We start from the raw sequence: 17,688 nt of genomic DNA, 5'->3' as shown, positions 1-17,688 counted from the left end.
AAAAATGTTTAAAAAATAAAATATTAAGTCCAGTTTTTCTACTCATTTTATTCTTTTCAAGTCATTCATATGTTTTATATTCTTAATTAACTTAAGCTATTTAAATATTTGTCTGTTAAACCAAAGTATTTTGAATTTCCGTCAGATTCCAATACAAAACTCATGTTTGAAGTTGCGATTAGTCTTGGATCATTTGTCGAAAATAGTACGGTTTTATTAAGTAATTTATCGCTAAACAGACGGTTAAAATACTGAGCGTTTTCTTGCTCTGCACCATTAAAGGGCTCATCAATAATAATAACCGATTGTTCACAAGCGCCTAGCCCAAGAGCTAGCCGTAGTTTTTGTTGGATACCGTTTGGTAGACTTCTGTACTTGTCTTGACTCAGTTGAGTATCTAGCCCTTCAGGCAGCCCTTCAATGGCGAATTGGACTTCACATACAATATCAGTGATGGTGAAAGTGAAGTTCTGACGACACTCGACTTGAGGGTTAATCCTGTAAACGATGCGCCGGAAGCGGGCGATGAAATCTTTATTCAAGCAGAAGAAGATCAAACCGTAGGTGTTACTCTGCGAGAAGAGCCTGCATTGCGTTTAGATCAAGCACCAGAAAATGGCATCATTGAAGCGAATGTGAATGATGAGTGGGTGGTACTGGAAGTAGGACAAGAAGTTCCTGCAGATACAGAAGTACGCTTTATTCCAAATGATGACGCACTGGCTAACGGTACACACACCACGCAAATCGGTACTTTCGATGATAACGCGAGTGTGGATGATTGGGGTACAGAAGTCGACCCTTACACTCGTGAGTTCTCGGATGGCGACTTAACGGTAACCGTTCAAAGTAACGATGATCCTCTTGGTGCCTGGAATGGTAACACCCACATTGGTCACGGTATTGGTGATACCGATCGCCAAGGCTTAAGTGGTAATGAAAAACTGACAGTTTCGGTTGAAGGTCAAGACATTAATGAAATCAGCTTCCACCTTGATGGTTTGGGTGGCTGGTTCATGGAAGAGTCTCGTCACTTTACTGAAGTAGAAATTCGCGCCTTCAACGATGATGGTGAGTTAATCGATTCGATGACTTACCACAAAGAAGACCGAAGCAATTACGAGACTGACTATACCCTTACGGTAAATGAGCCAGTGTCTTACTTTGAACTTGGTACCGTACAAGGTAACGGTACTTACGTTGTTCAAAATATGACGGTATCACAAACTTGTCATGATGAGGCGATATTTACTTCAATTGGTGTCGATGGAGCTGAAATCACTGAAACGATTAACCTGAATATTCATGAAGGTGACAGTGAGACTGAATTAACGGCAGATCTTCCAAATATCACAATTGATACAGCAGGCTCAACAGATTTTGCTTCTGTAATTATCACTGAAGAGCAACTGTTGGCGCAAGCATCTGATATTGATAGTGATAATTTAGATATCCAAAACCTAGAGCTAGTGGGTGAAAACTCAGAGCATGCAACACTCACCGATAATGGTGATGGTACTTGGACGGTAACACCGGATGAAAACTTCCATGGTGAAATCGAACTCGGTTACCAAGTTACAGATGGTGAGCTGACAGACAGCAACATCATCAACATCAAATCGGTGAATGATGCGCCAATCGTTTCTGGCCCGATTGTTCTATCGACAGACGAAGATGAAGGTATCACGTTCAGTGCGGATGACTTGCTAGCGAACACCACAGATGTGGAAGGCGATACGCTGTCTATTTCTGACATCACATACGGTGGTGACAACGGGGAGCTAGTTGATAACGGCGACGGTACATTTACTTTCATGCCGAATGAAAACTTTAATGGTGAAATCGACATCGATTACAAGGTGTTTGATGGTACTGATGAAGTTGCAACGCACCTAGACCTAACGGTTGTACCTGTCAATGATGTGCCGATTCCGGGCGAGCCATTGCACACTCAAATGCTTGAAAATGGCTCTATGATCATCGAAGCGAAAGACCTACTGTCTGGCGCAACCGATGTTGATGGCGATATCCTGCATGTTGAGAATCTACTGCTTGTTGACCAATCACAAGGTACATTAACAGACAATGGAGACAATACTTTCACATTCGAACCTGCAGAGGACTTCTACGGTGAAGTGAATCTGACTTTCGATATTAGTGATGGTCAAGCGAGTGTACCAAGTACCGCTAGAGTCGACGTTGAAATTGTCAACGAAGGCCCTGAAGTTAGCGGCCCAATTGAAGCCGCTGTTGATGAAGATGGTTCAATCACTATCACTCAAGAGGATCTGTTAGCGAATGCAACGGATGTCGATGGCGATAACCTTGAAGCGGTTAACTTTGCGACCAACGATCCAAATGCGGTTATCGTAGAAAACTCAGACGGTAGTTTCACTATCACACCAAGCGCAGACTTCTTTGGTGAAATTGAATTTACTTACGATGTGACAGATGCGATCGAAACTGTTGCGGCTGACCTCAATCTAACCGTAAACCCAATCAATGATGCGCCAGACGTTCCAGACATGTCTTTCACTACGGAAGATGGTCAAGCGATCACCATTACAGAAGCTGAACTATTAGCACAAGCGACCGATGTTGAAGGTGATGAGCTTTCCGTACTGAACGTGACAAGTGGGAGTGATACGGTAGATGTGACAGACAATGGTGATGGCACATACACATTAACGCTAGAGCAGGGCTTCTTCGGCAATGTTGACTTAACGTTTGATGTCAGTGACGGCACAGACGTAGTGGCTGCAAACATCGACCTAAAAGTAGAGTTCGTTAATGATGCACCAGAAGCAACGCCAATGGTTGCGGATGTCGACGAAGACGGTTCAATTCTCGTAACACAAGCGATGTTGCTGGAGAACGCGAGTGACCAAGATGGTGATGAACTGTTTGCGAGCGCGCTAGAAACCAACGATCCGAATGCAAGTATCGTAGACAATGGCGATGGTACTTACACAGTGACACCTTCGGAAAACTTCAATGGTGATATCGCATTCACCTATGAAGTGAGTGATGGTGAGCTAAGTACCGCCAATGACATGACATTGACCGTGAATCCGGTGAATGACATTCCAATTGTTGCCCCAGGCATGTACCACATCGAAGAGGATGGCAGCATCCTGTTCACTCAAGAAGATCTATTGAGCGGTGCGATTGATATTGATGGCGATGACCTCAGTGTTACTAGCATCAATTACTCTGGCGATGAAGGCACAGTCACCGATAACGGCGATGGCACGTTCAGCTTCGTTCCGGAAGAGCACTTCAGTGGTGATCTGCAGTTCCGCTTTACTGTGACAGACGGTACGGATGAAGTTGAACAAGACATTAATGTTCACATTGAAGCAGTTGCTGATGCGCCTGACTTAGTTATTACGGATGGCGATGGTGTAAACGTTGATGATGAAGCAATTCTGGTTGAGCCAGGCGGCATTGTTGAGCTTAATATTGCGGCTGCACTGGTAGACCAAGATCTATCAGAAACACTGACTGTAACGGTTGATGGTGTGCCAGAAGGTTCCGTAATTAACTATGATAATGAAGGTGTGCTTAATGACCAAAACAACGGTATCACCAGTTATAGCGATACTGAAATTACGGTGACGTTTGAGGGTGAAACCGCGGGTTATCAAAATACGGCGGGTTATTACAAAGTTGATGAAGACGGTAATATCACGGGGGTTGAAGTTGTTTACGAAAACGCATCACAAGCTGGTGGTGGAGGTGATCTTGTTCCGGGACAAGATCAGTTCAGCTTCCAAGTTGCGGAAGGTGAAAGCTTTAACCTGTTCTTGATTCCAAACGGACATCAGCACAACGACTTTGATGCGATGCAAGACGGTCAGTACGAGTTCCGTGCTGCGGATGGTTCGCCAGCGAACATGGATACGGTTGATCCTCAACTTGTTTTTGTTGCTGCTGATGGAACCGAAACCGTGGTTCAAAGCCAGAATGGTGACGCGATCTTCCATGGTGGTTCAAGCTCTCAGCTAAACCAAGATGGTATCGAACATACACGCACAACGGTTAATGAAGATGGCGAACTGGTTTACGGCTTTGAAGATTTGTATGGTGGCGGTGATGCTGACTACACCGATTTTAATTTCACAATCGATGTCGGTGAAGTGAACAGCCAAATCTACAGCGGTGAAGTGACGGTTGGTCCTGATGGTTCGGTGAACTTACCAACAACGGCTATCGAAAATGCGCTTCAAATCCAGTTACCAGAAGACTTCAACGAACAGCTTGAAGTTCATGTAACCGCAACCGCAACAGAGCTATCGAATGATGATTCTGAAACGGTATCTCAAACCATCTACATTAATGCGACAGGCGCGCACATTGAGCATGCACCGGAAGCATTACCTGTTGCAGCAACAGTAGAAGAAGATGGTTCTATCATCATTACGCAAGAAGACTTGCTAGCTAATGCTCGTGATCTAGATGGCGATCAGCTAACGGCTCTGAATTTAGCAACTGATGATGAGAGCGTTACGATTACCGATAACGGTGATGGTACGTACACATTAACCCCAGATGCTGATTTCAATGGCGATGTTAGCTTTACGTTTGATGTGTCTGATGGTGATGATGTTGTCTCTACCAACCTTGAGTTAACGGTTTCACCAGTGAACGATGGTCCAGAAGCACAAGACCAGACATTCACAGTCGGCGAAGATGGTGTGTTAACTTTCAATGACCAAGACCTATTAACAGGTGCGACGGACATTGAGGGAGACGACCTAAGTGTTGAAGGTGTAACGTACACTGGAACAGACGGTGTCCTAACTGATAATGGCGATGGCACATACAGCTTCGCACCAAATGAAAACTTCAATGGCGATGTGAACTTCTCGTTTAATGTATCAGATGGTACCGATACGGTAACCGCTAACATTGATGTGAGCGTGACGCCAGAGAATGATCCACCGGTTGCGGGTAGCACGTCTTACACGGTTCATGAAGACAACTCTATTACGATCAGTAACGAACAATTGCTAGCGAACTCTTCGGATATCGAAGGCGAAGTGGCGATTGATAGCGTGACTTACAGTGGTAGCGATGGTGTTCTGGAAATCAACGGTGACGGCACATATACCTTCTCTCCAAACGAGAACTTCAATGGCGAAGTTAGCCTTGATGTGGTTGTTGTGGATGAAGACGATGCAGCCGTATCGACTACAGCGGGCATTACGGTTCTAGAAGTGAACGATCCGCCAGTTGCTGGCCCAACGTCATACACTATCGATGAAGATTCAGTACTGACTTTCAGTGAGTCTCAAGTTCTGCTGAACGCATCTGATATTGAAGGTGATGTTGAGCTTGTTGAGATCAACTACGACGGTCCAGACGGCATCTTCTCAATTAATGGTGATGGTACATGTAGCTTCGCACCGAATGAAAACTTCAACGGCCAAGTGCAATTGGATGTAACCATTCAAGATGAAGACGGCGCTCAAGTTGATACTGTTATTACGGTTGATGTCTTACCAATTAACGATGTTCCAGTATCAGGCGGCCTAGCATACAGCGTTGGGGAAGACGGTTCGATTACCTTGAGCCAAGCGCAGCTTCTTTCTCAAGCAAGTGATGTGGATGGTGATGACCTTACTGCTTCTAACTTGATTGTTGATGGAGACGCGACGGTTGTTGCTAACGATGACGGCAGTTTTACCATTACGCCAGATGCGAACTTCAATGGTGACATTGACCTAACGTTCGACATTAGCGACGGTACAGATACGCTCGTTGCGACGGCTGACCTAACCGTTAATCCAGTTAATGACCTTCCACAACCACAAGCTCAAACGTTCAGCATTGGCGAAGACGGCATCTTGAACTTCACTGATGAAGACTTGCTGACAGGTGCGACTGACATTGATGGGGATGACCTATCGGTTGAAGGCGTTACTTACACAGGTGCCGACGGTGTTCTTACTGATAATGGCGACGGAAGCTACAGCTTTGCTCCGAACGAGAACTTCAATGGCGATGTGAACTTCAGCTTTGATGTGTCAGATGGCACGGATACGGTTCAAGCTAACATTGATGTGAGCGTGACGCCTGAGAACGATCCACCGGTTGCAGGTAGTACGTCTTACACTGTGCATGAAGATAACTCAATTACCATCAGTGACGAACAGTTACTTGCTAACTCTTCGGACATAGAAGGCGATGTGGCCGTCGACAGCGTGACTTACAGTGGTGCTGACGGTGTCTTTGAAGACAATGGTGACGGTACTTACACCTTCTCACCAAACGAAAATTTCAATGGCGAAGTTAGCTTTGATGTTGTCGTTACCGATGAAGAGGGCGCAACTGAAGCAACCACCGCGGGTATTACTGTACTTGAGGTGAACGATCCGCCAATAGCAGGTTCAACGAGCTACTCAGTTAACGAGGACGAAGTTATCACCATCAGTTCAGAGCAACTGTTGGCGAACGCTTCTGATATCGAAGGTGAAGTGGCGATTGATAGCGTTAACTACACAGGCTCAGACGGTATCTTTACCGACAATGGTGACGGAACATTCAGCTTCGCACCAAACGCTAACTTCGACGGCGATGTAAGCCTGGATGTTGTCGTTACTGATGAAGACGGCGCAACCGTGTCGACCAACGCAAGCATTGATGTACTGCCTGTTAACGATGCTCCGGTATCGGGTGGCTTGGCGTACAGCGTGGACGAAGATGGTTCAATTACCTTGAGCCAAGAGCAATTACTTGCTCAAGCGAGTGATGTTGACGGCGATGACTTAACAGCGGCTAACCTAACCGTTGGTGGTGATGCGACAGTTACAGCAAACGATGATGGTAGTTTCACTATCACGCCAGATGCTAACTTCAATGGCGACATTGATTTGAACTTCGACATTACCGATGGTGATGCGACGCTTCAAGCAACGGCTGACCTAACGGTTAACCCAGTTAATGACTTGCCAACAGTCGGTGAGCCACAATTTGTGACTAAAGAAGACACCAGCTTTACCTTCACTGAAGAGCAACTGCTGCAAAATGCGGGCGACATTGATGGCGATAACCTATCGGTTGAAAATGTTGCTTCAGATAGCGGTACTTTGGTTGATAACGGCGACGGGACTTACACATTCGCACCGAATGAAAACTTCGACGGTAATGTGAATGTGACGTTCGACGTGAATGACGGTACAGCGACAGTACCAGCAGAAGCGACGATTGATGTTCAATCTGTGGTTGATATGCCAGAGCTGTCGATTGCTTCTGACCTAGTGATTGCTTCTGACAACTTCGAGTCTGGCTCAAACGGTTGGAATACCGGTACTGAAAGCTCACAAGGCTTCGAATCTGGTGACATGCTAGGTCGTATTGGTGGCACTGGTGGCGAGGAGGCCGTAAGCAAAACTTACGACATTCCAAGTGATGTGAGCGAAGTTAATATCTCGTTCAGTTTCTACGAAATAGACTCTTGGGATGGTGAGTCGTTCCAAATCTTTGTCGGTGGCGAAGAGCTTACCTCGTTAGATAACTTAGCGTTCCGTACCGAAGATGGCATGACAACGTTGTACGATTCAGAGGGCAATGAAGTCGGTGAAGTCGTTCACGGCGTATCGCAAGGTGAAGGTTTCAGTGATTGGAACGACCAAGCACACCAAATCAACCTAACGGTACCCGTTGAAGACGGCCAACTTGAATTAGGCTTTGGTTCAACCCTGAATCAAAGCGTGATTGACGAGTCGTTTGGTATCGATAACATCGAAATCACAGTGTCTGACGCGGACTACCAAATCATTGGTACCGAAGATACGCCTGTACCACTTGATATTGATGCCGCTCTAACCGATACCGATGGCTCAGAAAACCTTGCTATCTTGATTGAAGATGTGCCAGAAGGCAGCTCACTTTCTGCAGGTACTGATAACGGTGATGGCACTTGGTCATTGCAACCTAGCGAGCTAGAAGGGCTAGAGTTTATCCCTTCAGGTGACTTCAATGGTGATGTGGTACTAACCGTTAATGCGACATCGACTGATGTTGATACGGGCACCACCGCAACGGCAACACAAGATGTGACGATTCATATATCGCCAGCGAATGATGCTCCAGAAGTTGATGGTGATATCAGTGCCGTTACAGCCGAAGACAACAGCATCACGCTAACTCAAGAGCAGTTGCTAGAACACGCTGTTGACATTGATGGTGATGACCTATCAGCAATCAACCTAACCACCAATGATGAAAATGCGACCGTTCAAATGAACGACGATGGCAGTTTCACCATTACACCAAGTGAAAACTTCAACGGTAATATCGAATTTAGCTACGATGTCACCGATGGGGAAGACATGGTTGCTGCCGGCTTAGACTTGACGGTAACACCAGTCAATGATGCACCAGTGCCGCAAGACCAAGCATTCACTATTGGTGAAGATGGGGTTCTTAACTTCACTGACGCTGACCTGTTAACGGGTGCAACGGATGTAGAAGGTGATGACCTAACAGTCGAAGGTGTGACATACACTGGCGCAGAGGGGGTGTTCACCGACAATGGCGATGGCACTTATAGCTTTGCTCCGAACGAGAACTTCAATGGCGATGTAAACTTAGGCTTCACAGTGACTGATGGCACAGAGACAGTCGATGCTAACATTGATGTGACGGTAACGGATGTTAATGATGCGCCGGTTGCGGGTTCTACGTCTTACCAAATGAACGAAGATGGCACCATCACATTGAGCCCTGAGCAGTTAATTGCTAATAGCTCTGACGGTATTTTGGTTCACAATGAAGATGGCTCGGTAACGTTCGCACCAAACGAAAACTTTAACGGCGACATCAACCTTGATGTGACGGTTATTGATGACGACGGTGCAACCGCTCAAACAACTGCGGGTATTGATGTTATCGCAGTCAACGATGCACCAGTATCGGGTGACTTGGCTTACTCAGTGGATGAAGATGGTTCAATCACGCTAAGCCAAGAGCAGCTACTTGCTCAAGCATCCGATGTGGATGGTGATGATCTTACCGCTGCGAACCTAACCGCGGGTGATAACGCGACGGTTACGGCAAACGATGATGGCTCATTTACCATTACCCCGGATGCCGACTTTAATGGCGATATTGACCTAAGCTTCGATGTTTCTGATGGTACTGAAACGGTTGTTGCAACGGCCGACCTTACTGTGAATCCAGTGAATGACATCGCGGTTGTAGAAGATGTCGCTTATACCATTGAAGAAGACGGCTCACTTACCTTTACAGACGAGCAACTGCTAGCGGGTGCTTCTGATATTGATGGTGATGAGCTTTCAGTTGCCGATGTGTCTTACACTGGTACTGAGGGTGTGTTCACCGACAATGGCGACGGCACTTATAGCTTTGCTCCGAACGAGAACTTCAATGGCGATGTAAACTTAGGCTTCACAGTGACTGATGGCACAGAGACAGTCGATGCCAACATTGATGTGACTGTCACGGATGTTAATGATGCGCCGGTTGCGGGTTCTACGTCTTACCAAATGAACGAAGATGGCACCATCACATTGAGCCCTGAGCAGTTGATTGCTAACAGCTCTGACGTTGATGGCGAAGTGTCGCTTGATAGTGTGAGCTACTCAGGCTCTGACGGCACCTTGGTTCAAAACGATAATGGGTCTGTGACCTTCACGCCAAACGAGAACTTTAATGGTAACATCAGCCTAGATGTGGTCGTGACCGATGATGACGGTGCAACTGCAACAACAACGGCAGGAATCGAAGTTCTGGCTGTGAACGATGGACCTGAATCTGAGGATGTGCAACTAACCACAGCCGAAGACCGCACCATTCTTATCACACAAGACATGTTGTTGGCTCAAGCTACCGACATCGATAACACCGCAGACGAGCTGTCAGCTTCTGGTCTACAAATCGACCCTAGCTTCGGTGAGCTGTTAGATAACGAAGATGGTACTTGGTCATTTACGCCAAACGAAAACTTCAATGGCGATGTGCCAATGACGTTTAACGTTAGCGATGGCCAAGAGACTATTTCAGTCGATGGCAACATCGATGTCACGCCAGTGAATGATGCACCTGAAGCGCCAACCATTGAGATGCGAGGCGAAGAAGATGTGGTCATGGTGATTGACCCTGCTTACATCGCGGGTCAAGTAACAGACCTTGATGGCGACGAGATCAGCATTGAGAGCATCACAGTTCGAGCTCCAGCAAATGCGACCTTAACTCAACAACCAGACGGCATGTATCACTTAGTGACTACTCAAGACTTTAATGGCTTAGTAGAACTGGGTTATCAAGCTACTGACGGTGAAGAAGTGGTTGATGGCTCGCTGAATGTGGATGTCATTCCGGTTAACGACGCACCATTCAACGTCGGCAACGCAATGATGACCACAAACGAAGATGGTGCGTTCACCTTCGATGCTGGCGACTTGATGAACTTGTTCGGTGACATTGATACCGCTGACCTTGTTGTTTCTCGCATTATCACCGCAGACGGTGAAGATGGCGGAGAAGTAACAGACAACGGTGATGGAACTTGGACATTTACACCAACAGGCGACTTTGCGGGCGTTTCTGACCTACAAGTGGTTGTGAGTGACGGTGAGTTTGAAACGGTTCTCGATGTTCCTGTGTTCGTACGTCCTGTCGCAGATGGCGCGGTTATTTCAACTGACCATGACGGTCCATTGGTGTTCGGTGAAGATGAAACGGGTCACTTGGGACTGAACGTTGGCCTAGTCGATGACTCAGAAACACTAAGCAACTTGGTGATGACCGGTTTCCCTGTTGGATTCGAGGTAACCGATGGTGTGAATACTGTGATGATCACCGAGCCGGGTCAATACATCGACTTGTTCGACTGGGATATCTCAAACATTCAAATGACGCCGCCTGAAGACTTCCATGGTGAGTTCTTCGTAACCGTAAGCGCAACAACGGTTGATTACGGAGATGAGCCGGAAGCGTTTGATGATGGTATCGACTCAGGTGATTTCGAAACTGTGGCGGGTGATTCCATCATCCTAACGGCGGACGACCTAATTGGTTTGGCTGAGAATGTGGATGCTGACAGTGATGATGAAGTGAAACTGGTTCATCTTGCCGACCGTAGCCAAGGTGAGATTGTCGATAATGGCGATGGCACTTGGACGTTCACACCAGCACCAGGCTTCACGGGCGAAGCAGACATTGCTTACGTGGTTGATAAAGATGGCGTGCTTCATGATGAGCAAACTGGCGTAGTCGTGAAAGAAGGCGACTCACAAGAGAATGCAGCACCAGAAGTTAACAGCATCACAACTACGGAAATCGCAGCGGATGCCACCTTATCGTTCACTGACGAAGACATGTTAGCGAACCTGAGCGATGCAGAAGGCGACAGCTTGAGCATTGAGTCAGTAAGCTTGATGGAAGGTCAGGGCGTAATTGAGAGCGATAACCAAGGTAACTATCAATTCACACCTGCTGAAGACTACACCGGAGATGTTCAAGTTGGGTTTATAGCGACCGATGGCGAAAATCGCATCGAAAGCTTCTTCAATGTGGATATCCAAAGTGGCGATGAAGCAGCGGCGAGTGAAGGTTATGCCTTAGCTGATGATGGTTCACTAACTATCACGGATGCACAGCTGGTGGATGAGTTGGGTGTGAGTGATTCTGCACAAGTTGTTGATGTTGCAGACGCGAACGATGCTGGCTTCTTTGCCGAATCAGGTGAAGGTGAGTGGACTTACTGGCCGAACGAAGACTTCGATGGCAACTTAGCGATGAATGTTGAAGTTAACGACGGCGGTGAAGTATCAAGTCACAGCTTAAGCATCCAAGTTGAAGATGATTCAGTACAAAGTGATGAACCACAAGTCCAAGCTGCTCAAGCAACAGAAGAGCAACAAGTGGAAGTGGCTCAACAAGCTGATGACCAAGCTCAAGATGCTGAAACTGAAGACAGTACAGCAGATGTAACAGCGGCACCGGGCGATACCATCTCTATCTCGATTCCAGATGAGGTGAGTGGTAACGAATCGGTTGATTACGCTGATATGTCTGGCTTACCTGAAGGCGCTACTGTGAGCAACGCACTGGATAACGGTGATGGTAGCTTCACAATCAGTGGCAACCTAGAGCAGCCTGTATCTGTCGAACTACCAGAAGGTTACGAAGGTACTAGCGAGATCCAATTCCAAGGTTATGACGAATTGGGTAGCTCAATAGACGGTGCTAGCGGTTCTGTTGAAGTTGAGGTTGATGAGCAATATGTAATGCAAGCCTCTACTCAAGAGCAACCAACAGATATGTCTAGTATGGAATCTGGAGGTACAGGTTGGACGAACGATGATAACCAAGAACAAGGAGTCGACTTTACTGATGATTCAGGTAGCTTCGATTCGGATTCTCAATCATCATCAGACCATAATCATGATATTGATACATCAATTTAACCCAAGAGATAAAAGGGCTGCGTAAAACTGCCCTTATTAAGCCATGAAAGCGTGTGTTTTCATGGCTTTTTTATGGGAATTTATTATGGATAATAGAAGGTTCTGTCCTATAGTAATTATATGTATTGAATTAATAGGTTAGTGATAGTGATTAATATAGAGATATTAGAAGAAATGTTCGATGGAGATAAAGAAATAACTCAACAGCTGTTTGAGTTGTATCTTGTCGATAATGCCGCAATGGGTGATACCATATTAGCACAATATGAAGCAAATGATTTATCAGGGCTATTCCATACTGCGCATACGCTTTCAGGTGCTTTAGGGAATTTATGTGAGATGGACATCTTACCTGCGATTAAAGAGGTTGAAGCGGCAGCTAAAACAGAAAATAGACCAAGTAAAGACACAATAAATATCGTAGTTGAAGGACTAAACAACATAAAAAAACAAATGGAGAGTCATTTGAACAATTAGCCTAGACCCCTTTTATAATAATCGATGTCATAAGGATATGCATGAAACGGTTAACCTCTTCCTCCATAAAATCGTTATTACAAATAGCAGCGAGTGTTATTACCTTTCTCTTATTACTCTATTTTTATATGAATTACCAATTCCATGAACATGAAGAAAAGTTAACAGAACTGCAATTAGAGATAAAATTAGCAGAAAATAATATGCTGATGATCCGTCGTAATGAAAAAGATTTTATTAGTCGAAATGACAGTAAATACCATGATTCATTAGAGCTTGAAATTGGTAAGTTTGAAGATAAATTGATTAATATCCACAGAGTACTAGTTGAGGAAGGGATACAAATTGAGTACGACAGCCTAGAGCTTATTCAGTCAATAGAAGAATATGGACATTCATTTCATGAGTTTAGTGGGCTTATAGAGCTGGTTTATGGAAGTGGCGATGAGCAAGGCTTATTTGAAATATTAAAAGATGAATCAATTGCGTTGGAAACTAAATTATTAGAGATAAATGATTTTGAATTAAATAAAAAAATGTTGGTATTACAAGAGAAAGTATATGATTTTTATTCTGGTATATCAGGAAAAAAAGAAGTAACAATTTTATTTGAACTTGAACATATTCTTCAGTTGATAGATATAATGGGAAATGATATCTATCAGTTTAATGATGAAAAAGTAATGAATTCTTATTTGATGTTTAAAAATAATTTTGTGAAAATTCATAATATACAAAGCACTGTAGGGTATAACCATCGCTTAGGTTTACATGGTGAATTAAGATCTACAGTGCATGATATAGAAGAGCAATTAAATAAGTTGTTTAAAAACGTGTCAGAGAAAACAACATTACAAATTGAACGATTATATTTTTATAGTCAGGTACTTTCTATTGTGTTGTTTTTTCTTATCACTACAGTTTTAGGATCGGCTGTTGTGCTTACTTCTCGTTTAGAGAAAGGTATTGTTCGTTCTCAAGATAAAGAAATAAAAGCCAATAGAGCGAAAAGCTCCTTTTTAGCAAATATGTCTCATGAAATAAGAACACCTTTGAATGGTATCATCGGTATGACAGAAATTTTATCTGCTTCAAAATTAACGCCTATCCAAAAAGATTATTTAGCAACAATAAATGCCTCATCTCAAACATTATTAATGCTAATTAATGATGTGTTAGACCTATCAAAGATTGAATCTGGAAATATAGAACTCAATGCTCACAGTTGTAAAATAAAAGAAATTATTTTCGATACTGCCGCTTTAATTGCCCCAAAAGCTCAGCAAAAAGGTGTAAATATTAAAATTATCATGAGTGATTATTTTCCCACTTATGTGAAGGCTGATGAGCAAAAGATAAGACAAGTATTGATGAATTTAGCATCTAATGCAGTCAAGTTTACAGATGCAGGCTCAATTACTTTTGAGTTATCACAGCTTGAAGAAACAGAATCATCTTATCGTTATCTTTTTTCTGTTAAAGATACAGGGTTAGGAATAGAAAAAAGTAAGCATGACCAAGTTTTTGAAGAATTTAAACAAGAAGATGATGACACATCAAAGAACTATGGCGGTACAGGGTTAGGGTTAGCTATTTCATCTAAAATGATCAAAATGATGGGAGATGAAATAAAACTAAAATCAAGTAAAGGCGTTGGCAGTGAGTTTTATTTTTCTCTTGAGTTAGAAAAAGATCCAGCGGAAGAGCATAGAAAGAAAAAAGTGAATAACCAAACCATAATCTATTGCTCAAAATCACCTAAAGATTTGTTTATTAGTGAGCTTAATGAATATGGATATCATCTTGAAAAAGTGTACTCGATAGAAGAAATAAAGAGCCAAGAAACGTCAGAGTCTTTAATTGTATTAGAGAAAGAAGACTTTAGGGAGCAAATAGAAACGGTTAAAGCAAAATATCCAGAGTTACCAATTGTATTAATAAGGAATAATACAGATCAAAATCCAGAGGTTGAAAACTTGTCAGGTTACATTACTTTTCCATTGCTAGGCTCACGTTTAGATAATTTACTTCGTTCTGTTTTTGAAAGTAATCGTGGAGATAAAAATCTCCAAATTGGTGGGTCAGAAAAACAACAGCTCCAACGCGAAGGAGGCATGGTGTTAATTGTCGAGGACAACAAAATTAATCAACAAGTGGTTTCTATTAACCTTCAGATGTTGGGTATTGATTATAAGATCGCAAATAATGGAGTAGAGGCGGTTGAGCTATATAAAAGGCATTGTAAAGAGATTCTTGTTGTCTTGATGGATTGTATGATGCCGATAATGGATGGTTTTGAAGCAACAATAGCTATAAGACAGTTAGAACAAAATGAAAGTATGACACCAACTAAAATTATTGCACTTACTGCTTCTATATTGGACGATGATATTCAAAGATGTTTTGATAGTGGTATGGATGATTACCTACCTAAACCTTTTAGAAGAGAAGTACTTCAAGAAAAAATAGCGAAACTTCAGCTAATCTATAACAAGTAACACAAAATATTACCGTTATGATGTAGGTAAAGGTTAGGAGATGTATGTTAGAAGAACAAAAAATATTAATAGTTGAAGATGAACCGATTAGTCGAAAAGTTTTACAGCATTTATTGAAGCCACTAACGTCAATTTTAACTAAAAATGGTGCTGAAGCATTAGATGTTATTGAGTATGAAAATATAGATTTAGTATTGTTAGATATTCATATGCCTATTATGGGTGGTTTTGAGGTGATTGAGCGACTCAAAAATAATGATAAAACCAAAGATATTCCTATTATCGTTATTACCGTTAATCACTCTACAGAAGATGAAATTCGAGCTTTAGATCTTGGTGCTGTTGACTTTATCACTAAACCATTTAACTCCGTTATTTTACAAAAGCGGGTACGTAATCAGTTAGCATTAAAATTAAAATCAGACTTACTTGAAAAACATGCCTCATTAGATGGGCTAACTAATCTTTTAAACCGCCGAATGTTTGATTCTGATTTGGAAAGTAAGTGGGCTGAAGGGCGTAGACTTGGAGTGAAGGTCGGGCTGATAATGTTCGATATTGATCATTTTAAGCAATATAACGATAACTATGGACATTCCGCGGGTGATCTCGTTCTTGTGCGCGTAGCAAGGGCATTAATGAAGTCGCTGCATAGGCAAACAGATCGAGTGTATCGCTACGGGGGGGAAGAGTTTACGCTCATTCAGTTTGATACCGATCTTGAACAGTTAAACCAAACAGCAGAGTTGCTTCGTCAATGTATTTATAACTTAAATATTATTCATGAATATTCAACTCATCAAAAAATAAGTATTAGTGTAGGTGTTGCCTTGATTGACTATAAAGGGGATGATTCAGAAAGTGTACTATTAGAAACGGCAGACAAAGAGTTATACAAAGCGAAAGAAAATGGGCGTAATTGCATATCATCAATAATTATTTAAATTATGTCGTTTAATTGTTCAAATATGATAAATATCAATCAATTAGATTTACTTTTAATCAAGTGGACATTTTTTTTCAAAAAAGGCTTGCGCCTGATCTCATTTTCTCTATAATGCGCGACATCACTTGATGAGGCAGATGCTTCAGAAGAGTCCCGTGGAGGGATGGCTGAGTGGTCGAAAGCACCGGTCTTGAAAACCGGCAACCGTTAATAGCGGTTCTAGGGTTCAAATCCCTATCCCTCCACCACATTCCATTGCTGAGCTAAGTTAGCTTGATGATGACAAAAAGATATAGTGTGCCGACTTAGCTCAGTAGGTAGAGCAACTGACTTGTAATCAGTAGGTCACCAGTTCGACTCCGGTAGTCGGCACCATATTTTCTCTTTATGAGATGCAACACCTGTTCCCTTTTAGTTCAGTTGGTAGAACGCCGGACTGTTAATCCGTATGTCGCTGGTTCAAGTCCAGCAAAGGGAGCCACCTTTAAGAACGCCGCTTGATAGCAATATCAAGCGGCGTTTTTGTATTTGTCAGTTATAAAACAATGTTCTTTTTTGAATGTATTTGCACATGTGTCTCATAAGTGATTGTTTTTAAAGTTATGAAATATGTTTAAATCCATTTTGTCACTTTACAACACTAGAAGCTCAGGAAAGAATTCAAGGATGAATAAAAAAGCCTCTTACTAGTTATCATTAGATTAGTTAAGAGGCTTTTTCTGAATTGGGATTTATTTTTAGCTTTTGCTCACTGCCATTAATTTGTTATGTTCTAATTTTTCTTTTAGCCACAAGCCAGATGTCTTCATTGCATAAGCAAAGACAACACCTAAGATTAGTGAAGGAATAACTAGCTGCCAGTTACCGTTTGAAGCAAAGGTTGCACATGAGCCGATAAAGGTACCAGGAATAAAATTTAACCAACTCTTCTTTGCTTGTGCACACATAAAGAAAGCAACAATAGCAGTAATAACGTAACCGATGATTTCTAGGCTAACCATTGAAGAAAGCTTGATTATTACCATAGCCCAGAAGACACCACTTAGATTTGTTGCAATGCTTAAACCAATGCCTTTTATACCATCAGTAGGAGAGGCAAAGTAGGTAGTACAACCAAGAAAGCCTGCCCAACTTAATAGACCTAAGCTAACAGCTACCCAGCCCCAAAGACCAGAAAGAATGCCTGTAGTAATGGCAATGGCAATTAGTGTACTCATGGTTATACCTATAATCGGTTATTTGCTAATCACTTATCATAATGTCTTTAATTACGATTTTTAGTGATTAATGTCTCTTAAATTAATTTTTGTTACATAGCTCTCCTTTAGAA

At 42.9% G+C, this 17,688-nt stretch carries 5 protein-coding genes, 3 tRNA genes and 2 pseudogenes; 8 read left to right on the top strand and 2 right to left on the bottom strand.

The genetic code is table 11. The annotated features are described in order from the left end of the window. Positions 1–86: 86 nt before the first annotated feature. Positions 87–419: pseudogene (locus AC2INI_RS14735) on the bottom strand (ATP-binding cassette domain-containing protein); the annotation flags it as partial. Positions 420–428: 9 nt separating this feature from the next. Between AC2INI_RS14735 and AC2INI_RS14730 the strand changes: the two are divergent. From AC2INI_RS14730 to AC2INI_RS14695, 8 genes and pseudogenes are all read left to right on the top strand, one after another. Then, positions 429–7,184, top strand: a pseudogene (locus tag AC2INI_RS14730) (tandem-95 repeat protein); the annotation flags it as partial. 48 nt (positions 7,185–7,232) lie between these two features. After that, positions 7,233–12,437, top strand: coding sequence for a tandem-95 repeat protein (locus AC2INI_RS14725; RefSeq protein ID WP_486317281.1), 5,205 nt, complete (start codon positions 7,233–7,235; stop codon positions 12,435–12,437). Between the two features lie 147 nt (positions 12,438–12,584). Beyond that, positions 12,585–12,914 carry an Hpt domain-containing protein gene (locus tag AC2INI_RS14720; RefSeq protein ID WP_122032198.1) on the top strand — a complete coding sequence of 110 codons (330 nt, stop codon included), beginning with the start codon at positions 12,585–12,587 and terminating at the stop codon, positions 12,912–12,914. A gap of 41 nt (positions 12,915–12,955) precedes the next feature. Further along, positions 12,956–15,412: a hybrid sensor histidine kinase/response regulator gene (locus tag AC2INI_RS14715; protein WP_486306237.1), complete on the top strand. Its 2,457-nt coding sequence runs from the start codon at positions 12,956–12,958 to the stop codon at positions 15,410–15,412. A 44-nt stretch (positions 15,413–15,456) separates the two neighbouring features. Further along, positions 15,457–16,356, top strand: coding sequence for a diguanylate cyclase (locus AC2INI_RS14710; RefSeq protein ID WP_486306236.1), 900 nt, complete (start codon positions 15,457–15,459; stop codon positions 16,354–16,356). 159 nt (positions 16,357–16,515) lie between these two features. Further along, positions 16,516–16,606, top strand: a tRNA-Ser gene (locus AC2INI_RS14705). A 51-nt stretch (positions 16,607–16,657) separates the two neighbouring features. Then, positions 16,658–16,733 (top strand) — tRNA-Thr (locus AC2INI_RS14700). A gap of 30 nt (positions 16,734–16,763) precedes the next feature. Then, positions 16,764–16,839 (top strand) — tRNA-Asn (locus tag AC2INI_RS14695). Positions 16,840–17,095: 256 nt separating this feature from the next. Here AC2INI_RS14695 and AC2INI_RS14690 read toward each other — a convergent pair. Continuing rightward, positions 17,096–17,575: a DUF1097 domain-containing protein gene (locus tag AC2INI_RS14690; RefSeq protein ID WP_486306235.1), complete on the bottom strand. Its 480-nt coding sequence runs from the start codon at positions 17,573–17,575 to the stop codon at positions 17,096–17,098. Positions 17,576–17,688 lie beyond the last annotated feature (113 nt).

Source organism: Aliivibrio friggae (genome assembly GCF_057368515.1).
This window is presented reverse-complemented; position numbering and strand designations above follow the sequence as displayed.

Coding starts and splice junctions, on each gene's coding strand:
- AC2INI_RS14710 (WP_486306236.1), top strand. CDS start 15,457: ATGTTAGAAGAACAAAAAATATTAATAGTTGAAGATGAACCGATTAGT.
- AC2INI_RS14725 (WP_486317281.1), top strand. CDS start 7,233: ATGCCAGAGCTGTCGATTGCTTCTGACCTAGTGATTGCTTCTGACAAC.
- AC2INI_RS14690 (WP_486306235.1), bottom strand. CDS start 17,575: ATGAGTACACTAATTGCCATTGCCATTACTACAGGCATTCTTTCTGGT.
- AC2INI_RS14715 (WP_486306237.1), top strand. CDS start 12,956: ATGAAACGGTTAACCTCTTCCTCCATAAAATCGTTATTACAAATAGCA.